Annotated in this window: 20 protein-coding genes; 7 read left to right on the top strand and 13 right to left on the bottom strand. The window is 45.0% G+C overall.

The window, feature by feature from the left end; translation table 11 throughout:
• Positions 1 to 42: 42 nt before the first annotated feature.
• Positions 43 to 1365: a MutS-related protein gene (locus QEP08_RS07670; protein WP_285057050.1), complete on the bottom strand. Its 1323-nt coding sequence runs from the start codon at positions 1363 to 1365 to the stop codon at positions 43 to 45.
• Positions 1366 to 1410: 45 nt separating this feature from the next.
• On the opposite strand from QEP08_RS07670, the gene QEP08_RS07675 reads away from it, so the two are divergent.
• A complete protein-coding gene (locus tag QEP08_RS07675) occupies positions 1411 to 2946 on the top strand; it encodes a L,D-transpeptidase family protein (protein WP_285057052.1) in 1536 nt (511 codons plus the stop codon).
• A 47-nt stretch (positions 2947 to 2993) separates the two neighbouring features.
• On the opposite strand, the gene QEP08_RS07680 is transcribed toward QEP08_RS07675, so the two are convergent.
• Entirely contained in the window at positions 2994 to 3821 is an 828-nt protein-coding gene (locus QEP08_RS07680; RefSeq protein ID WP_285057053.1) for a murein L,D-transpeptidase catalytic domain family protein, read from the bottom strand.
• 284 nt (positions 3822 to 4105) lie between these two features.
• Between QEP08_RS07680 and QEP08_RS07685 the strand changes: the two genes are divergently transcribed.
• Complete coding sequence (locus QEP08_RS07685; protein ID WP_285057055.1) at positions 4106 to 5410, top strand: DEAD/DEAH box helicase; 1305 nt, start codon at positions 4106 to 4108, stop codon at positions 5408 to 5410.
• Positions 5411 to 5427: 17 nt separating this feature from the next.
• On the opposite strand, the gene QEP08_RS07690 is transcribed toward QEP08_RS07685, so the two are convergent.
• The 5 genes from QEP08_RS07690 to QEP08_RS07710 all read right to left on the bottom strand — a co-directional run bounded on the left by QEP08_RS07690 (position 5428) and on the right by QEP08_RS07710 (position 7914).
• Positions 5428 to 5994, bottom strand: coding sequence for a DUF4256 domain-containing protein (locus QEP08_RS07690; protein WP_285057057.1), 567 nt, complete (start codon positions 5992 to 5994; stop codon positions 5428 to 5430).
• 9 nt (positions 5995 to 6003) lie between these two features.
• Positions 6004 to 6387, bottom strand: coding sequence for a DoxX family protein (locus tag QEP08_RS07695; RefSeq protein WP_285057058.1), 384 nt, complete (start codon positions 6385 to 6387; stop codon positions 6004 to 6006).
• 6 nt (positions 6388 to 6393) lie between these two features.
• Positions 6394 to 6861 (bottom strand): SRPBCC family protein, encoded by a 468-nt coding sequence (locus QEP08_RS07700; protein ID WP_285057060.1) that lies wholly within the window; start codon positions 6859 to 6861, stop codon positions 6394 to 6396.
• A 6-nt stretch (positions 6862 to 6867) separates the two neighbouring features.
• A complete protein-coding gene (locus QEP08_RS07705; protein WP_285057062.1) occupies positions 6868 to 7191 on the bottom strand; it encodes an ArsR/SmtB family transcription factor in 324 nt (107 codons plus the stop codon).
• Positions 7192 to 7290: 99 nt separating this feature from the next.
• Positions 7291 to 7914, bottom strand: coding sequence for a M23 family metallopeptidase (locus tag QEP08_RS07710; protein ID WP_285057063.1), 624 nt, complete (start codon positions 7912 to 7914; stop codon positions 7291 to 7293).
• A 149-nt stretch (positions 7915 to 8063) separates the two neighbouring features.
• On the opposite strand from QEP08_RS07710, the gene efp reads away from it, so the two are divergent.
• Positions 8064 to 8624, top strand: coding sequence for an elongation factor P (gene efp / locus QEP08_RS07715; RefSeq protein WP_285057065.1), 561 nt, complete (start codon positions 8064 to 8066; stop codon positions 8622 to 8624).
• Positions 8625 to 8671: 47 nt separating this feature from the next.
• Here efp and mazG read toward each other — a convergent pair whose 3' ends face one another.
• The 5 genes from mazG to mnmC2 all read right to left on the bottom strand — a co-directional run bounded on the left by mazG (position 8672) and on the right by mnmC2 (position 12806).
• Entirely contained in the window at positions 8672 to 9478 is an 807-nt protein-coding gene (mazG, locus tag QEP08_RS07720) for a nucleoside triphosphate pyrophosphohydrolase (RefSeq protein ID WP_285057068.1), read from the bottom strand.
• A 52-nt stretch (positions 9479 to 9530) separates the two neighbouring features.
• A complete protein-coding gene (locus QEP08_RS07725; RefSeq protein WP_285057069.1) occupies positions 9531 to 9830 on the bottom strand; it encodes a hypothetical protein in 300 nt (99 codons plus the stop codon).
• Entirely contained in the window at positions 9831 to 10943 is a 1113-nt protein-coding gene (locus QEP08_RS07730; protein WP_285057071.1) for an AI-2E family transporter, read from the bottom strand.
• A 19-nt stretch (positions 10944 to 10962) separates the two neighbouring features.
• A complete protein-coding gene (locus QEP08_RS07735; RefSeq protein ID WP_285057073.1) occupies positions 10963 to 11916 on the bottom strand; it encodes an aldo/keto reductase in 954 nt (317 codons plus the stop codon).
• Between the two features lie 221 nt (positions 11917 to 12137).
• Positions 12138 to 12806 carry a tRNA (5-methylaminomethyl-2-thiouridine)(34)-methyltransferase MnmC2 gene (gene mnmC2, locus QEP08_RS07740; RefSeq protein ID WP_285057074.1) on the bottom strand — a complete coding sequence of 223 codons (669 nt, stop codon included), beginning with the start codon at positions 12804 to 12806 and terminating at the stop codon, positions 12138 to 12140.
• Positions 12807 to 12876: 70 nt separating this feature from the next.
• Between mnmC2 and QEP08_RS07745 the strand changes: the two genes are divergently transcribed.
• The 3 genes from QEP08_RS07745 (at position 12877) to QEP08_RS07755 (ending at position 15281) form a co-directional block, all read left to right on the top strand.
• Positions 12877 to 13212, top strand: a complete 336-nt coding sequence (locus QEP08_RS07745; protein ID WP_285057076.1) for an MmcQ/YjbR family DNA-binding protein — start codon at positions 12877 to 12879, stop codon at positions 13210 to 13212.
• A 135-nt stretch (positions 13213 to 13347) separates the two neighbouring features.
• Positions 13348 to 14472, top strand: a complete 1125-nt coding sequence (locus QEP08_RS07750) for a Gfo/Idh/MocA family protein (protein WP_285057078.1) — start codon at positions 13348 to 13350, stop codon at positions 14470 to 14472.
• Positions 14473 to 14633: 161 nt separating this feature from the next.
• Positions 14634 to 15281, top strand: coding sequence for a TetR/AcrR family transcriptional regulator (locus QEP08_RS07755; protein WP_285057080.1), 648 nt, complete (start codon positions 14634 to 14636; stop codon positions 15279 to 15281).
• A 533-nt stretch (positions 15282 to 15814) separates the two neighbouring features.
• On the opposite strand, the gene QEP08_RS07760 is transcribed toward QEP08_RS07755, so the two are convergent.
• Complete coding sequence (locus QEP08_RS07760) at positions 15815 to 16702, bottom strand: DMT family transporter (RefSeq protein ID WP_285057082.1); 888 nt, start codon at positions 16700 to 16702, stop codon at positions 15815 to 15817.
• A gap of 93 nt (positions 16703 to 16795) precedes the next feature.
• Between QEP08_RS07760 and QEP08_RS07765 the strand changes: the two genes are divergently transcribed.
• Complete coding sequence (locus QEP08_RS07765; protein WP_285057084.1) at positions 16796 to 18946, top strand: S9 family peptidase; 2151 nt, start codon at positions 16796 to 16798, stop codon at positions 18944 to 18946.
• Positions 18947 to 18952 lie beyond the last annotated feature (6 nt).

Raw genomic sequence — 18952 nt, forward strand, 5'->3', positions numbered from 1 at the left:
CGGCCACTGAATTGCAGCACTTATAAAACAAATAACCGGAGATTAGGTTTTGGCAGCTTTCCTGATGGTGTCGATAATGCCTTCATTCAATACAATATACATCCCCAGGCGTTCGGTAGAAATTCCTTTGGACAATTTATAAGTAAATACCGGTTTGTTGTTTTCAAAAAAGGTTTCCATTTGCTGAAAGGAGATATTGGGGTATTTCTGAAGTTCGTCTGCCAGCTCTACAATATGGGTGGAGATAAAAAAAGCAGAGTTTCTAATGTGGGACAGCTCTGAAATGATCATGAGGGAAGCGTCAAACGCGTCTTTTACATTGGTGCCCCGGAAAAGCTCGTCAAAGACCACAAACAAACGGTCATTTTCTGTGAGTTTCAGGGCCACGTCCTTTACCCGTTTTACCTCGCTGTAATAATGGCTCAGGCCGTCACTGATGTTGTCTGGAAGGTTGATGGTGGTCACCAGGCCATTAAAGATGGTGGTCTTCATGGCCTTTGCAGGTACTGGAAAGCCAATGTGCGCCAGGTAGATCGCCAAACCAAGCGACTTGAGTAAAGATGATTTACCGGCCATATTTGATCCGGTAAGAAAGGCCATGTTTAGACCGCCGTCAAACCGGACATCATTTGCAACGGGGTTTTTGATTCCAGGATGAAAAAGGCTCCCGACGCTAAAATGCATGCCGGGTCCGCTGATATATCCGGGGAAAGAGAAGCCTCTGTTTTTTGCCGTGAAGCCTACGTATTCAAGAACATCCAGTTCATAAACGAGCTGTAACAGTTCTAGTATATTTTGTTTTTTACTGCCGCGGAATGCATCATCCAACCAGCTCACCTGGTAAAATTTCAGGTTACTTTCATTGAGCTTCAGCGCTTGGCTTAGCTGGCCCTCCGCAGTCAGTTCAGTGATCCGGTTGAAAATAACATTTAAATATTCAGGGAGGTTTTCAGGCCGGTTTTCCGTGATAAACAGGTTCAGGTACTTCACGAGCTTGATCAGGTATTTGAGCCCTGTTTTGATGATGTAATAATCGTTGCTCGAGTTCCTGGTTACATAGTCTGACACCGCATCGATCAGGTTGCCCTTTGATCTTCGTCTGGTCGATTTCAGATAGAACTCAATGAGGTCCAGCTCTTCATTCCTGATGTCGAGCTGGATCTCCCGGTCAAAAAAATACCTGATGGCTTCGCTTCTGCGGGTAAGGAGATCTATATCTGTTGAGGGATTTGACATCATTTCCCGCAGTTTTTCCCTGCCGCCAATGGTCCGTGTACGTTTGAAGATATTGAATACGGAGCCGGATGTTTCCGAAAATACATTCAGGTCTCGGAGGGTTTGCTGGTCAATGATGAAGCCGTTCATTGATGAAAGATAAAACAAAATTGCACTAATTCTTATTAGTGCTGTATGGTGAATATAAATTATCGTTGTGGAGCAGTTCTCCTGCTCATGTTTTTTGTGGCTGCGACATTTCAATCCTGTAAAAAAAGTAAATCTGAGATTGGCAAGGAGCTTTTTAAGGAAACGAAGAACAGGGTATTTAAAAAGGTCGAAAACGAGGCTTTTGCCGGTGTGTTTAAACAGGTGCTGGCCGATAAAAAATTGGGACTGAACAACCCGAAACTGATCAGTGCTTTTTATGAGGACAATGGTTACGATCCCGTATTGCTGATGCGACACCTGCCGGTGAAAGGATTAAGCGTACTTGGAGATCATTTGAACAAAGCAGGGGCCCATGGTCTTTTGCCTGAAATGTTTGATGCTGCACGTTTTGGGGAACTGCTCGGGAAACTCTATGATAAGAAGGCCATTAAGACTGTAGAAGAAGCTTATCGTGTCATTGCAGAGCTGGAACTGGCGGCTGCCAATTCACTGATCGGCTACACCAACGCCCTGCAATACGGAATTGTAAGCCCAAGGAAGATTTACGCGCATTATTATACAAAGACCAAAAGACCGGACAGTGCCGGTATCATGTCTGTCTTTGCCGTTAATGACCTGAAAGTTTATCTGGACAGCATTCAACCCAAAAGTAAATCTTACCTGACCCTGCAAAAGGCATTGGCCGAAGGCATGACGGCTCCAGGAATGACCAAAGAGGAAACCGCACGTATTTTGGAGGTTAATTTAGAGCGCCTGCGCTGGAAAAACAGGAATGATGACCGGAAGCTGGTTTTGGTCAATATCCCTGATTACAGGCTGGATGTGATAGAAAATGGTAAATCGGTGCTGAACATGAAAGTTTGTGTAGGAGAGGGCCGTGAGATAAAAGCAACAGATCGTCTGAGGGAATATGATGAGAATGATTTGAAAAAAGACAGGCCGTTTAACCGGGAAACACCCCAGCTCGGCAGTATGATCAACAGCGTGCAGGTGAACCCGGTCTGGAATATTCCTGAAAGTATTGCTACCAAAGAGATTACTAAATATGCGGCGGCGGATCCGTATTACCTGGCCAATAACAATATAAATGTATACCGGGAAGGTAAACTGATCGAAGATCCGGAAACGATTGACTGGACTGCCGCTGATGCCGGCAAGGTTTATACCTTTAAACAACAGCCGGGAAACGACAATTCATTGGGCAAGATCAAGTTCTTATTTCCCAATGAGAGTTCTGTATATCTGCACGATACGCCTGCAAAGGAAGCTTTTAAATTGCCTGTCAGGGCGATTAGCCATGGTTGTGTCCGTGTCGAAAAACCTCTGGAACTGGCCCGTGCGCTTTTCGGGGAGGGTGATAAATTTGAGCTGATCAAAAAAGAGATGGCCGAGACCACTGCGCAAACGGCCAGGGATATTGCGCTGCCGGAGAAAGTTGCGGTGTATCTGACTTATTTTACCTGCTGGGCAGATGAAAACGGGACGCTGCAGTTTAGAAAGGACGTTTACGGACTGGATGTGGTGCTGTATTCTTACCTGGAAAGGATCAAGTCAAGCTAGACAACTGATTTTTGTGAGCCGTATCCGGCCGGATACGGCTCATATTCTTATATATCTAAAGAATCAATAGTTTCAGCAGTTTGCTGATCTGTATTTTCTGCCCCCGTGCTTTGCGCTAATGTTGCTGCCAGATGCTCGTTCAGATATTTGGAAGTATAGTCTTGTGTACTTGAATTGATGAACAAAACGGTTTTACCTTCAATGGTGTTGATTACTTTATTGGCCAGTTCCGGTGCGACAGCCGGGCAGCCCTGACTGCGGCCTAATCTGCCCAGTGCGTTTATCGTTCCCTGACTTACATAATCTGCTCCGTGAACCACAATCGCTCTTTTGCGGGCATTGTCGTTAAAGCCGTCGTCCACGCCATCCAGTCTCAGGGAACGGCCATGCTGGCCATTGTACGTCTCGCCAGTTACATAAAAGCCTATACTACTTTGAAAGGAATTATCGGTATTAGAGAACTTTACTGCTTTATCTGCTCCGCTGCGCTGTCCATGTGCTACCCAGGTATTTAGCAGCAATTCTTTTTTGTCCAGATCTACGATCCAAAGGCGTTTTTTCGTGCTGTTCATGTCCATGTCGGCAATGGTCAAAACAGACTTTTCATCGCTGATCTTACCGGAGTTTTTAAGGTTGTAAAATCCGGTCACGGCTTTTTCAAAAACATGTATGTCCAGTCCGCTCTGGGCCAGACGAGCACTGTTGTAAACCCCCTGCAAATAAGAGTTGTACAAAGTATCCTCAGATAAACTTATATTTTGTTTTCTTTTTTTTGTTTGTGTATGCCGGCCGGTGCTGTTTGGAACCCAGCTGATAAAGGTTAGGGCAAATGAAACTAAAATTAATCCTGCTATTCCTAAAATGTATCTTCTCATCCTGATTTGGTTAAAGCGTTAGCTGTAAATATTACGTTAATTCATCAAGTTTATTATATTGATGGTCATTTTGTTTAATTGTTGTTATTAAATCCTCTACAAATATACTCGGTCTGATTTATCTAAAGAACTCATTTTTAATCTATTACTTAAAAATGACTAAAAAGGGAATTAGAACGCTTAAAGACGCGCTATGCTTTAAATGACAGCAGAATATAAGTTAATGATTTTTACCTAGCTTTGCAGGATCGTTAAATTTGCATCAGCAATAAAATAAAAGAACTGTGTCGTTAGATAAACTGAAACTAAGCAAGTCACTGATATCGGCTATGACCGATGCCGGATACATCTCTGCTAAAGAGATCCAGGCCAGGACGATGTCGAGAATAATAGGTGGACAGGACATTATTGCCGTAGGCCCTGAAGGGAGCGGTAAGACCACCACCTATGTGCTTGGGGTTTTGATGAAACTAAAATACAGTACAGATGAGGCGCCAAAAGTGCTGATCCTGGTTCCGGACCAGGAACGCGTACTTGCGGTGATCGACCAGTTTAAAATGCTGAGTGGCAACAGGAGTCTTCGCATCATGGGCCTTTATGGCACAGGCGGTATGGAAGAAACTGTACTCGAACTTCTGGAAGGAATAGACATCGTGGTTGCTACACCGCCAAGGGCACGTGCGGTCTACCTGAAACTGGGACTGAACCTGAACAGGCTGCAGATCTTTATCGTTGATGATGCCGAACTGATCGTAAAGCAGGGCATGCAACTGCCCGTTGCAGAACTGGCAAGAAGTGCGGGCAAAGTTCAGCACCTGATTTTTACCACTGTGGTCCATGACAAGCTGAACCTGATGATCGATCAGTTTATGAATTTTCCCGTGACCCTTGAGGTGGAAGAACTTGGCGAAAGCAAAGCTGTGACCCATGAATTGCTGCTTTACCAGGTGTCTAATTTTAAGACCAAGATCAGTTTACTGGATTCGTTGCTGCGGGATGATGAGGTATTTGAAAAAGTGGTGGTGTTTGTAAACAGCCGCCTGACCGCACAAAAGCTAAATCAAGCACTGGTTTCCTATAAGCCCGGTACCATATCTGTACTCAATCCCCTGTTTTTTGACGAGGAAGGTTTTGATCATATCGAAGATTTTAAAGATACGCCTGAGGCGCGGGTACTTATCGTGGCCAATGAAGGTTTGACTGCTTCTGCAGCTCCGCCGGACCTCTCAGGAATCCCTTTTATCTTTCATTTTGAAGTTCCGGAAAAGAAAGAACTGTTTCTGAGCCGTGTGGTAAAATCGGGCGACGAGGAAGTGGTGGCGATTACTTTTGCTACTGATACGGAACTGGTAGAGCTGCGCAGGATCGAAGTATCGATCGGTTTCAAAATTCCGGTAATGGATCTGCCTGAAGACCTGATCATCGAAAAAACGGCGAAGCCTGCAAAGGTAAAGACTGTAAAAGAAGACAGTCTGGACGCTCCAAAAGGAGGTGGGGCATTTCATGAGAAAAAGGAAAGCAATTCAAAGAATTACAATTACGGCATAGGGCAGAAGGCCAAAATGACCATGAAGAAAAAACACGGGTAGTCCGCTGGCACAGCCAGCTAGACTCTGAGCACCCCCCGGAAACCCCTGGCAGCATAGTACGATTCTGCGCCATTGTGATAGATAAAAATGGTTCCGTAACGGTAATCTGCAAAGATAGCGCCACCGAGCTTTCTAATCCCGGCAGGTGTTTTCAGCCAGCTCGACGTCTTAGTGTCAAACTTTCCGAATTGCTGCAGCTCCCGGTATTGTTCTTCATCTAAAATCTCAATTCCCATTTCTGCGGCCATGCCGATGGCACTATTTCCGGGTTTATGTTCTTTCCTTGACTCGAGTGCTTCCGGATCGTAGCATATGCTTCTGCGGCCTTTAGGGCTCTCCGCAGCGCAGTCATAGAAGATGTATTCGCCTGTCTTTTGATCATAACCGACCACATCCGGCTCACCACCGGTGCTCTCCATGTCATCCAGTGACCACAGCTTTTCAGCACTGGCTTCCAGTTTCGCTTGCACCCTGGCCCATTCCATACCCTTATGACGGTTCATGTTTTTTTCAAAACGGTCTTTTAAAGTTTTGAGCAGTTCCTCACGCTGCTCTTGCAGCAGCTCCTTTTTATTGTTTTTCATGTTGATGTTTTATTGGTGAACTGAAATGATTTTCCGGTCTGCAGGCCGGAAATACCAGGATACAAAAGTAAGGATCAATAATAATACTGGTCCAAAAAAATCAATTGCGCCATCTCCGGCCGCTAAGTGGGAAAATACAGCGCCCGACATGACAAAGAAAAATCCCGCATAGGCCCATTCCTTTAATAATGGAAATTTAGGAACCAGTATTGCCACAACACCCAATATTTTCCAAACACCCAATAGGGTCAGCATATAGAGGGGATAGCCCAGATGTGTCATCATAGCTGCTTCTTCCTTCATTTTGATTAACTGTACGATTCCGGTTGATGTCATTCCCAGTGCAAGCCAGATGGTAGCAATCCAATAGATAATTTTGTTTGTCTTTGTCATCACGTGTTATTTTAGTTTGTTTACGATGTCCTGCAACCTGTTATGTGCCATATTGATGCCTTGCACAAAGGGCAGCTGCAGTATTTGGTCTCTGAGGGCGACTGACTTATACACGATATGCATAGTGAGCCGGCTGCCCCCTTCAGTGAGTGTTTCAAATTCCAGAAACTCGAGCTGAGGTGCAAATGGTGTATTTTCCATTTCAAATGTCCGGGTGATTTTCTGGTTGGTAACAAAGTCATGAATTACGCCGCTCATCACAAATGCAAAGTTTCCTTTAGGGCCGGATGTCTCAAACTGGTAACTGCCATGCTTTTTATTTTCCAGTTTCAGTACTTTTGTACCCATCCACTGCTCCACAATTTCAGGCGTTACATAAGCTTTAAAAAGCAATTCCACGGGCAGATCAAATTCTCTTGTAATCACCAGTTCCTGTTTGCCGTCTTCAGCATTGACTTTTGTTTTTCGTTCCATACGATGTTATTTTTCCGGTTTGTAATTTTTCATAATGGCCTCCAGTTTGTTAAACCTGTCATCCCACATTTGGCGAAATGGTTCGATAAAGTCAGCTACTTCTTTCATCTTTTTTGCATTAATGTGATAATAGATCTCCCGCCCGGCTTGCTCTTGTTTAAGCAATTCACACTCAGTAAGTATTTGCAGGTGTTTTGAAACTGTTGGCCTGGCTGTATCAAAATTCGCAGCTATGACACCCGCGGTCATGGATTGCGACGCAACCAGCATAAGGATAGCCCTTCTTGTTGGATCCGCTATGGCCTGAAATACATCCCGTCTTAAATTCATTGCGTAGTTATTTGACTACAAATATATATGTAGTTATTTAACTACGCAAATATTTGTGTATTTTTTTGCGAATGTGTCTGATGAGGCCGCAGGCGAAGATTAAAGCTTTTCCCTGAGGAAGGTCAGCGGGTTATAAAATCTGAGGTTTAACTGCTGCTTATTCATCGTAAGCCAGCTGGCGCAGCCATAGTCGTCAAAGGCTTTGCGGATTTCCAGGTGGAGGTGATGGTAATCTCCACCATACTTCTTTGATTCCTGCACCGTAAATAACCTGGCCAGTTTTGTCTTTTGATCTACCTGCTGACCTTGCTGCACATATGCTTCCTTCAAATGTTTGTAGGAAGTGAACATTGCGCTGCCATCTGCAAGCTGATGCCTTACTACCACCGTTTTCTGGTTTTCACCCAAATGCACCGAACAGACTACACCCCTTGCCATAGCGTATACAGGTACCAGTTTATCTTTAGGCCTGGCAGGATTGATGTCGATAGCGGTATGAATATGACCTTTCAGGTAACTGTCCCTGTGATCACCAAATATGCTGATTACTTTTATCTGCTTCAGGTCCTTGCGGTTGGTCACATCGAAAGGCAAAAACCAATTTGTCGCCCTGCCATTCGGCGCGATATCCAGATAATAGGGTTTCCACCTGGCCTTATCACTCTCGATGGTCGGGTTGATAAATGTAGTGATTAAAAAAAAATAGAAGAGCAGGGTGTTCATAGGAGTAAATCGGTTAATACAGGCATTGTAGTTACTAATATACAAGAATAGTCGATAGCAGAAATTGTTCGTTAGTAATCCCGGCAAAGAACATAGCTGACTTCCCCGAAAAGAATATATATTTGCGCTCAATTTTTACAGTAACATACATGGCAAAGACATCTGAAGCGAAAGTAGGAAATATTTTAAGGTACAATGGTGAACTGGTGACGGTTATAGAGCTTATGCACCGTACACCGGGTAAAGGGGGAGCTTTTTACTTAGGTAAATTTCGCAATATCAAAACGGGACGAATTGTGGAAGCCCGCTTGGGAACCGATGAGCAGATAGAAATTTGCCGGGTAGAAACCAACGATTTTCAATATTTGTACGAGGACGGCGATTATTTTGTAATTATGGATAATGTCTCTTTCGAACAATTTACTATTCCTAAATCACTGTTCGGACCGGCTGCTAAGTTTCTAAAAGAAGGAATGGATGTAATCGTATCGTTTGAGAGTGAAGAACCCATCATGGCACAGGCACCAAATTTTGTAGAGCTGGAAATTACTTATGCCGAGCCGGCCGTTAAAGGTGACACTTCATCAGGTGCACAGAAGCTGGCGACTACCGAAAATGGTATTGAAATCAGAGTGCCTTTATTTGTAAATCAGGGTGATAAAATCAAAATAGATACCCGTACGGGAGACTATGTAGAGCGGGTAAAATAGATGATCTGAGCAAGACGTCATGGCCTTCAGGTTAAAATTCAGCATCCTTACAACTTCTTCGCCTCGTTCCAATATATGTCCATCTCTGCAAGCGTCATATCCTGCAAAGCCTTACCGTTTTCTTTTGCTTTGCTTTCCAGATACTGAAAGCGCCTGATGAATTTCTTATTGGTCTTTTCCAGCGCGTTCTCCGGATTGATATTGATGAAACGTGCATAGTTGATCAGGGAAAACAACAGATCTCCAAATTCCTCTTCTGCTTTTTCGATGTCGACTTCCCGGTCACCGGTAATGTTGTATTCTTCTTTAAACTCCTGCAGTTCTTCCTCCACTTTTTCCCAGACCTGTTCCTTGTTGTCCCAGTCAAAGCCTACACCGCGGGCTTTTTCCTGGATGCGGCTGGCCTTTACCAGTGATGGCAGTCCTGCAGGCACACCGGCCAGCACAGATTTATTGCCCTCTTTAAGCTTTAGCTTTTCCCAGTTGCGCTTCACATCATGTTCGTCCTGTACCTCCACATCGCCATAAATGTGCGGGTGACGGCTGATCAGCTTGTCGCATACGCTGTTCAATACGTCTACTATCGTAAAATCATTGGTTTCTGAAGCGATGCGTGCGTAAAACACCAGGTGCATCATCACGTCACCCAGTTCTTTTTTTACTTCCTGCAGGTCACCTTCCAGTATGGCATCAGACAGTTCATAGGTTTCTTCAATAGTCAGGTGACGCAGGGTCTCCATGGTTTGTTTTTTGTCCCATGGGCATTCTGTGCGTAAGGTGTCCAGTACGGTCAGTAATCTTTGAAAAGCAGAAGATGGGTCTGCTGCGGTAATGGGAGGTATGTTGTTGGGCATTATAGTGCTTTATTTTGTATTGAATTATAATTGGATGTGCTAACGTATGTTCTTATTTGATGATGTTAAAGGTAACGATCATCGTCGTTAAAAAAAGAACAATCAGTCCGGACAAAAATAAGATATCTGCCAGTTTTTCTAAGCGGTTATTGCCGGACCCGGAATCTTTTCTCATGGCCAGGAAGGAAAAGATACAACTGCTCATGAACAGTACAATGGCGATTGCAGTAGTTTCGTCGATGACACTCACATCATCCATTTTTGATACCTTGATAGAGGTGAGCACAATAAAGCACAGACCTAGCAGGTTGGCAGAGGTATTGAGGATATGCGGGGATCTTTTATCGGCCATTTATTCCTGTTCTTCGAGTTTGATCTTTTTGGTAATGCGGTAGATCTTACGTTTTTTATGTGGTTTTTCTTCTCCGCCAAGTAGTATACCCCAGGGTTTCAATGGATCGACACGGTCAAATATGATCTTGAGCATGGCCAGGTAAGGGATGCAGAGAAACATGCCTGATATGCCCCAGATCATTTCACCTACTACAATGCCGATAAAGGCAAAAAGTGCGTTGATCTTTACTTTAGAGCCGACTACAAGCGGCATCAGGACGTTGCCGTCTATGGTATGAACAAACAGAAAGGCGACGATGACCAGCAGCATTTTGGCTGCCCCGGCTGTGGCGAAGGTAATGAGTGCGCTGATCAGCAGGGCGCTGAAGATGCCTAAATAGGGAATGATGTTGAATATCCCTGCGATGAGGCCCAGCAATACGGCATACTTAACGCTGAGGATCCAGAGTATAAAGATCATCAGGGCGGTGACGATGATCATTTGAATGAAAAGCCCGGTAATGTATTTTTTGATGATGAACTGGATGTGTCTTACAATTTCACTTACTTTTTCGGTATGCTCATCTGCAAATACTGAGGTGAGGAACCTGAAAAGTGTGCCTCTGTAGTTGAGGATGAAAAAAGTAAAGAGCAACAGGAAAGAAAGAAACAGCAGGGTGGAGGACAGGGTGAGTATTGTAGCACCGAGAACCGTCGCACTGGTGGCCAGCGCGCTGGTAGCACTATCCTTGAGGTAATCTATCTGCTTGTGGGTATTGATGTGAAAAGTGCGGGAGATCCAGTTTTGCACATCGTGAAAAGAAGTCTCTGCCTGTTTTTTTAATAGGGGCCAGTCCTGCCAGAGATCGGTCAGCTGATTGGCCAGAAAATAAAGAATGCTCGAAAGTAAAGCAATCATCAGCACCACGGAGATGATCGAGGCCAGGCTTCTTTTTAAGCGGCATTTCTTTTCCAGATAATTGGCCAGGGGCAACAGCAGCAATGCCAATAAAAATGAAGTGAGCAGGGGCGCGAGCAGCGTCTGACCCAGTATGGCCAGGTAGCCGATGCAGATGATGGAAAACAACACCATGGCAAGCCTGGTGTAAAAGGGGGTGAAAGATTGGTTCATAGGTCAGATGGTGCATGAATTACTTCCATGCACTGGCATCATCTAATATAGCAATATCTTCTGTATTTAATTTTAGTTCTGCTGCCCTGACCAGATCATTGAGTTGACCGAGACTGGTTACACTTGCTATTGGTGCGGTGACTGAGGGGCGGGCAATGAGCCAGGCGAGGGCAACGCTGGCCTGGTTGGCGCTGTATTGTTCAGAGACTTCATCAAGTGCTTTCAGGATCCTGGAACCCCTTTCGTTCATGAAGCTTTTTACCGCGCCGCCACGCTGACTTTTATCCACGTCCTCTTCTGAACGGTATTTCCCGGTCAGGAATCCGCTGGCCAGTGAGTAATAACTGATGACCCCCAATTGATTGTCGAGTACGATCTGTTCGTAATTGTTTTCGTAACCCTCGCGCTGGTAAAGATTGTATTCAGGCTGCAGGGTCTGATATTTAGGCAGGTTGAGCCGGTTGGCCAGTTCCAGTGACTGAAGCAGTCTTGCCGGTGACATATTGGAAGCGCCTATCCACCTTACTTTTCCTGATCTGATCAGCTCGTCATAGGCTTCAAGAGTTTCCTGTATCGGCGTCTCCGGGTCATCGTAATGGGACTGATATAAGTCTATATAATCTGTTTGCAGTCTTTTCAGGGAATCTTCAGCGGCCTGGATAATGTATTTTTTGGACAGGCCTTTTTTGCCGGGCCCCATGCCTCCGCCAACTTTAGTGGCGATGACCACTTTTTCGCGGTTCTTTCGTTGCTGCATCCAGCTGCCGATAATGGTTTCTGATTCGCCGCCTTTATTGCCTGGTGCCCAGGCGGAATATACATCGGCGGTATCTATTAAGTTAAAGTCTGCATCGGTGAAGCCGTCCAGTATCTCAAATGATCTGGCCACATCGGCGGTCCAGCCAAAAACGTTGCCGCCAAAGGCGATGGGGTATACCTGTAAATCTGAATTGCCCAGTTGTCTTTTGTTCATAAGATTGATTGTTGTAGTGAAGGTTTAACAATGTAGGGCTCCAGATGTTTAGGCAATGTGTCGCTCATTTGTAAAGAGTGCAGGAGAACCATGGTCGCGGTTGTTCCACGGCTTCTGCGTACTTTCTGCGCAGCTTCTGCGCTTAAAGTACCCTTTATCACAGCTGGAACGCAGAAACTGCGCAGAAAGTGCGCGGAGTAGCGCAGGAATTAGTTATAAAACTAGTTTTTCGTTGCCCTCAACATCTCTCTTTTTCCGGGTGCTCCGGGAAGTTTCTCGATCGTAAAGCCTATACTTTTTAAAGCACGTTTAAGCTTCCCTGTAATGGCATAAGTAACAAAGATCCCACCGGGTTTTAAAAACTGGCAGGTATAGGCGATGATCTCGTCACTCCACATTTCCGGCTGGTGCTGTACAGAAAAGGCATCGTAATAAACCAGGTCAAATCGCTGTTCGGTATGGTACCTGTGCAGCCAGGTATGGACAATTCTGAGCTGCTGCTCCGGCTGGATATTTACCGTCTGCTGCATGGCCTTTCCATAATTGTGGATCATGTTGTGCCAGATCTCTGCAGGGATGTAATTGTTGTAGCCTGTGGATTCGAGTTCGTCATTTGTCAGCGGGAATGCTTCTAAAGAGGTGTATTTTAGTTTGATCTTGTGCCATGCGCAGTAAGCGGCACTCAATAAGAAGTTCAGACCGGTGCCAAAGCCTACTTCCAGGATACTGATCTCCTGGCCGGGAATCCTGACGGCGGCATGTTCCAGACCTGCGGCGATAAATACATGTTTGCTTTCCTGAAGTGCACCATGTTTGGAATGGTAATGTTCGCCAATCTCTTCATTGTAAAGCGTGTTAGAGCCATCAGCGGTCGGGGTGATCTTGTTCATTGGTACAAACTTAGTAAAATTGGAGAATGGTTGCCGGATTACTGTTAACTTTAGCTATTAATGACCGGTTATGAATATTGAAACGTTAAGAGATTATTGCCTGAGTTTGAACGGTACAACAGAAGGGATGAAATGGGACCACCTTTGCTTTATGGTCGCTGAAAAGATCTTTGTGCTGGCTTCGCTGGAAGATGCTAACCTTTGTCTGAAGTGCGATCCTGAGGACTTTGATGAACTGGCTGCCAGGCCGGGGATAAAACAGGCACCGCATTTTGCACGCCGGCAGTGGATCGCGATCGAAAGTATGGATGTGATGACTGATAAGGAACTAATGGAACGGGTTGCTGAATCAAGAAAACTGGTGCTGAGCAAGTTGAGTAAAAAGCTGCAGGAAAAGTATGCTTAGTGCTGCCCGCTGTGACTGTGGTGCATGCTTTTGTAACTTATATGCGTGAAAGGCGCTGCCTTGCTTTCGATTAAGAAATTTTATTTAATCTTATATCGCCAAATTAAAGGAACACATTTTAATTCGTCATTTGATATGAAACGACATCACTTCATTACTGTATTGTTGATTTGTCTGCTGACCGTTTCAGGGTTGCGGAGTTATGCCCAGGCTGCGGGAAAGGGACCGCTGAGGGTGGCTGTAGTTGGTACAAGCCATGGCCATGTGCCCTGGATTTTGAACAGGAAGGATAAGTCAGACGTGACCCTGGTTGGGGTCTATGAGCCGGATCAGGAATTGGCGGACAAACGGATAAAAGGGTATAAACTTAGCCCTGATCTGTTTTACACCGATCTCAGTAAAATGCTGGATAAAGTGAAGCCGGAGGCAGTTGTGGCTTTTGGTTCGGTTTATGACCATGCGATGGTGGTGGAGGCTTGCGCGCCTAGGGGCATCCATGTCATGGTGGAAAAGCCTTTGGCCACTACGCTGGCCCAGGCCAGAAAAATGGAGTCGCTGGCGAAGAAGTATAAGATTCACCTGCTGACCAATTTTGAGACTTCATGGTATCCGAGTAATGCCAAAGCGTTTCAGCTGGTAAACGACAGCAATTATGTGGGTGCTGTGAGAAAGGTAGTGATCCATGACGGGCACCAGGGACCGAAAGAGATTGGGGTGGGCAAAGAGTTTTTTGATTTTCTGACAGATCCGGTGCTGAATGGTGGAGGTGCGCTGATGGATTTTGGCTGTTATGGGGCCAATTTAATGACCCATTTGATGCATGGCCAGCAGCCTGTTTCTGTAACCGCGGTAACCAGGCAGTATAAGCCGTCTATTTATCCGAAAGTGGATGATGATGCCACAATCATTGTCAATTATCCTACTGCGCAATGTGTTATCCAGGCTTCCTGGAACTGGCCGTTTAACCGGAAGGACATGGAGATTTACGGGGAGACGGGTTATGTATTTGCTTTGGATAATAATAACATGCGGCTCAGGGCAAAGAATGATAAGAAAGAGCATAGCCGGGTGGTGACGGTAAAGGAAATTCCGGTTTATGAAGATCCTTTTGCATACCTGGCTGATGTGGTGCGGGGTAAGATCACTGTGCCTGAAAATGGCTTGTATTCTCTGGAAAATAATGTGACGGTGGTCAGGATCCTTGAGGCTGCCAAAGAGTCTGTTAAAACCGGGAAGACGGTAATGCTGGATACTAAATAAAAATTAGGGGGACTCCGACGTTAGATTCCCCCTGGTTTGTTTGAGCGTTGCGAGTATTATGGATTGGACCTTGTTCGGTGTTTCTCTCTTTTCTGTAAAAATAAAGTGTGCAACTTTGAAAAGTGGTGACATATTTTATTTTTTATGTTATTTTCGAAATTATGGAAACTAAGCCGAGAAAGCGTGTCTCTGGCACGATAAGAGATAAAGAGCGTACCATGCTGAAATTGATTGAGGCGGTAGGTGAAATCATTAAAACTGAGGGCTATACGGCTCTGGGCGTAAATAATATAGCGAAAAAAGCGGAAGTGCATAAGAAATTGATCTACCGGTACTTTGATAATAATGTCAATAACCTGATCGAGGTCTATGTGAAGCGCAAGGATTACTGGCTGGAACTGGCTAAGGATATGGAGGGTATTGAAGAAGTGATCAGTACTTATGGCGGAGAGCCCTTGGTCAGGGAGATTCTGAAAACACATCTTGATCATTTCTACAGAGAGGAAGAAATGCAGAAGATCGTAATATGGGAAACGAGTGAAAGAAATAAACTGATGAAGGAGGTCGGGTTGAAACGGGAGGCTTTTGGTGAGGAAATCTTCAAATTGCTGGAGCCTGCTTTTGAAAAATCTGATCTTGATTTCCGGGGGATTATGGCGTTGCAGGTTTCTGGGATTATCTTTATGGTATTGCAGGCTAAGGCAAACGGCAATCCGTTTTGCGGAATAGACATCAATAAGCCTGAGGGGATGGCGAGGATCCATAAGGCATTGGGCCAGATTGTGGGCTTGACTTATGCAAATAGATAAGAGTCGTTTGCAGTCTTGAGTACTGGTTCAAAAAATAATAGCCTAAGAAATTAAGGTATGTTTTTCGGGCTGCATCTTTTTAGGCTCCCTGAAGGAGGAGCAAAAAAGCGCTTATGCCCGAAAAACATACCTTAATTTCTTAGGCTTTCAGGATGCTTAGCCTGTAGTACGATAAACGGAATGAAAAACTATTTATGCGTCATGCAAATTTTGTGATCTGAGAGAGGACATCAGTGTCCTTTGCCCGATCTTTTCCCGATGAAATCGTGACGGGCTATCGGGCCTAAGGAACGCAAGTCCGAATCCAGATTGCGAAATTTGTGAAACAGAAATCAGCCCCCCACATATTACTTGTTAAACCAATAGTAGATCTTGGTGAGGCCAAGTCTCCTGAAAATCGTGTTGGTAAAATAAAAAACTTTAATGGCTTTCATTGCTAAGTTAGTTTATATGTATTTAACATATTTTAACATACTTTATTGTGTGAGCGCAGAAATTTGCATGTGATATTTATGATTAACCTGAGCTTGTGATTAATTTGAGCTTGCCTTCTTTTTAAGTTTCTGCCGCTGGCCCAGATATAGACCAAAAACAACAAGAATTGTACCCCCTACGGTGTATAGCGTAATGGGTTCGTCCAGGAGCCACCAGGCATAGAAAAAACCAAAAAGGGGGCAGAGGAACAACCAGAGGGAGGCTTTGACAGTGTCTATTTTCAATAAATAGAACCAGCAGATCAGTCCGATCACGGATACCGCCAGACTGAGCCATAACGCAGAGTAAACAAAGTGGTTGTCTATGGTCAGGGTAGAGAAATCACTGAAAGCAAAAGTAAAAGGGAGCAGGAACAATCCGCCAAGAGCTACCTGCCAGCCGTTGATGAGGATGTTGGGTAATGTCCATCTGACCCGGGCATAGTATACGCTGGCAAAGGATACGGAGATCATACTGAGCATGAGTATGATCACTCCAAATAAACTGCTGCTGCTGTTTTTGAGCAGGGGATAGGTAGCTATTGCTATGCCGGTCATGCCGATGATGATGCTGAATATTTCAGCTTTGGCAGGTTTACGTCCTATGAGCCATGAAGAAAGCAATACGATAAGCAGCGGATTGGTGGAGGTGGCCAGACTGCCGATGCCTGCAGCGGTATACTTCATAGCATAGACAAACAGGCCCAGGTAAACAGTGGTGTTGAGGAAGCCGAACAGGGCAAGGTGTTTCCATTCCCCGGCAGTGGGCAGGCGGTAAGACTGATCTTTTTTAAAGGAATATCCGTAGAGCAATAAAACAATACCTGCTATGAAAAACCGGGTATTCCCAAGTATGAGGGGCGGCGCGGAAAGCAATCCAAATTTAGTTGCTACGGAGGCAGAGGCCCAGAGCATGGCAAAAAGCAGGCCGATAATGATATTTTTCACACTCAAAGGTAAGACAAGAAAACACTATATTTCGCCAGTCAATCTTAACAAATTTTTCTAAGTTTGACACAACTTATTATTCATCGAGATTTTATGAAGAGATTTATCTTGTCTGCCCAGCTGGTACTGATTACGGTTTGTGGCATTGCGCAGCAGAAACTACTGACCATGCAGGATGTCATTGGCAATGCACGCACTACTTTGGCGCCGCAAAATCTGACCCAGATACAGTTTTTATATGGTACAGAAAATTATGTGTATGCCAAACGCGCAGGCAATGAACCGGTATGGATGAAGGGGGGATTTAAGGAGGAGGAAAAACCATTTTTATCACTGGCAGAGCTGAATGTGAGACTAAAGGCTGCCGGGCTGGATTCGGCAAAGAATATGCCTTTGATCCAGTTTAACCAGGGTGCTGATTGGATCATCGGTCTGAATGGCGCTAAAGTAGCACTGAACCCGGTCAGCAATAAAGCTATTATATTGGTAGAAGCGGCACTTGCAGGCAAGGCGGGTCTGGAAGAAAGTAAGGCTGGCTATGTGGCTTATCTGGATAATTTTAATTTGTTTGTGGCCAAAAATGGAGACCAAAAGCAGGTAACCACTGACGGCAGTGCAGATATTGTGTATGCGTCATCGGTGCACCGGGAAGAGTTTGGGATTACTAAGGGCACATTCTGGAGCAACAGTGGAAAACTGCTTGCTTTTTACAGGATGGACCAGAGTATGGTAACCGATTACCCGGTCATTGACTGGACTACAAAACCGGCAAAGAATGTAAATATTAAGTACCCGATGGCGGGTGATAAAAGCCACGAGGTGACGGTAAGGGTTTATAATGCAGAAACAGGTGCTGTGGTTTACCTGAAAACCGGTGAGCCGGCGGAGCAGTACCTGACCAATATTGCCTGGAGTCCGGATGATAAATATGTGTATATAGCTATTCTGAACCGCGGACAGAATCACATGAAACTAAATCAGTATGATGCGGTGAGCGGTGCATTTATTAAAACTTTATTTGAAGAAAAGGATGAGAAATATGTGGAGCCTTTGGTGCCCATGCTGTTCCTCAAAAATGATCCGGGTAAATTCATCTGGCAAAGTAACCGTGATGGCTGGAATCATTTGTATCTGTATGACAGGAATGGAAAAGTATTGAAACAGCTTACCAAAGGTAGCTGGGAGGTGCTGGAGGTAAAGGGTTTTGATGCCAGAGGAGAACGGTTGTTTTACACCTCTACAGCGGGGTCGCCGATAAGCCGGAATTTATATGCGCTGAATGTGAAGTCTGGTAAGTCGGTTCAGCTGACTCAGGGACTGGCGGTTCATGTTACCCAGGTAAGTGCCTCCGGGAATACTGTGATCGATAATTTCAGCAGTCCGGAACAGCCGAGAGTAGTACAGGTTATAGAAACGGGCTCACTAAAGACTAAGGTGCTGCTTAAAGCAGCAAATCCGCTGGCAGGTTATGCTACTGAAAATTCCAGCATCTTTACTTTCAAGAGTAAATCCGGAGATGACCTGTATGCGAGTTTATACAAACCCGTCGGGTTTGATGCCGCTAAAAAATATCCGGTGATCGTTTACTGGTATGGAGGTTCACATGCGCAGCTGGTACTGAACAGCTGGAACGCCGGTGCCGGTGATTATTGGTTCAGGTATATGGCTGAGCATGGTTATGTGGTACTAACCATCGATACCAGGGGCAGTGACAACAGGGGAAAGGCATTTGAACAGTCTATGTTCCGACGGGTAGGTGATGTGCAGATGGAAGACATGATGGCTGCGGTTGATTATCTGAAAAGCCAGCCCTATGTGGATGCTGCCAATATGGGTTTGTTTGGCTGGAGTTTTGGCGGGTTCAATACCGTGGATTTTATGGTGAACCATCCGGGAGTCTTTAAGGCTGCGGTAGCCGGCGGACCGGTGATCAACTGGGCTTTTTATGAAGTAATGTATACGGAACGCTATATGGATACGCCTCAGGAAAATCCTGAGGGATTTGCAGCGACTTATCTGAGTAACAAGGCAGCTCAGCTTAAAGGAAAGCTATTGCTGATCCATGGTCAGCAGGATCCGGTGGTGGTCCAGCAGAATTCGGTTGATTTTGTGAAGAAAGCAGTGGATGCGGGAGTGCAGGTTGATTATATGATCTATCCGGGCCATGAACACAATGTGACCGGCAAGGATAGGGTACACCTGTATCAGAAAGTGACGGATTATTTCATGCAGAACCTGAAATAGAAAAGG

It is taken from the genome of Pedobacter ginsengisoli (assembly GCF_030244015.1).
Taxonomy (GTDB): domain Bacteria; phylum Bacteroidota; class Bacteroidia; order Sphingobacteriales; family Sphingobacteriaceae; genus Pedobacter; species Pedobacter ginsengisoli.

Coding starts and splice junctions, on each gene's coding strand:
- QEP08_RS07670 (WP_285057050.1), bottom strand. CDS start 1,365: ATGAACGGCTTCATCATTGACCAGCAAACCCTCCGAGACCTGAATGTA.
- QEP08_RS07675 (WP_285057052.1), top strand. CDS start 1,411: ATGGTGAATATAAATTATCGTTGTGGAGCAGTTCTCCTGCTCATGTTT.
- QEP08_RS07680 (WP_285057053.1), bottom strand. CDS start 3,821: ATGAGAAGATACATTTTAGGAATAGCAGGATTAATTTTAGTTTCATTT.
- QEP08_RS07690 (WP_285057057.1), bottom strand. CDS start 5,994: ATGAAAAACAATAAAAAGGAGCTGCTGCAAGAGCAGCGTGAGGAACTG.
- QEP08_RS07695 (WP_285057058.1), bottom strand. CDS start 6,387: ATGACAAAGACAAACAAAATTATCTATTGGATTGCTACCATCTGGCTT.
- QEP08_RS07700 (WP_285057060.1), bottom strand. CDS start 6,861: ATGGAACGAAAAACAAAAGTCAATGCTGAAGACGGCAAACAGGAACTG.
- QEP08_RS07705 (WP_285057062.1), bottom strand. CDS start 7,191: ATGAATTTAAGACGGGATGTATTTCAGGCCATAGCGGATCCAACAAGA.
- QEP08_RS07710 (WP_285057063.1), bottom strand. CDS start 7,914: ATGAACACCCTGCTCTTCTATTTTTTTTTAATCACTACATTTATCAAC.
- efp (WP_285057065.1), top strand. CDS start 8,064: ATGGCAAAGACATCTGAAGCGAAAGTAGGAAATATTTTAAGGTACAAT.
- mazG (WP_285057068.1), bottom strand. CDS start 9,478: ATGCCCAACAACATACCTCCCATTACCGCAGCAGACCCATCTTCTGCT.
- QEP08_RS07725 (WP_285057069.1), bottom strand. CDS start 9,830: ATGGCCGATAAAAGATCCCCGCATATCCTCAATACCTCTGCCAACCTG.
- QEP08_RS07730 (WP_285057071.1), bottom strand. CDS start 10,943: ATGAACCAATCTTTCACCCCCTTTTACACCAGGCTTGCCATGGTGTTG.
- QEP08_RS07735 (WP_285057073.1), bottom strand. CDS start 11,916: ATGAACAAAAGACAACTGGGCAATTCAGATTTACAGGTATACCCCATC.
- mnmC2 (WP_285057074.1), bottom strand. CDS start 12,806: ATGAACAAGATCACCCCGACCGCTGATGGCTCTAACACGCTTTACAAT.
- QEP08_RS07745 (WP_285057076.1), top strand. CDS start 12,877: ATGAATATTGAAACGTTAAGAGATTATTGCCTGAGTTTGAACGGTACA.
- QEP08_RS07750 (WP_285057078.1), top strand. CDS start 13,348: ATGAAACGACATCACTTCATTACTGTATTGTTGATTTGTCTGCTGACC.
- QEP08_RS07755 (WP_285057080.1), top strand. CDS start 14,634: ATGGAAACTAAGCCGAGAAAGCGTGTCTCTGGCACGATAAGAGATAAA.
- QEP08_RS07765 (WP_285057084.1), top strand. CDS start 16,796: ATGAAGAGATTTATCTTGTCTGCCCAGCTGGTACTGATTACGGTTTGT.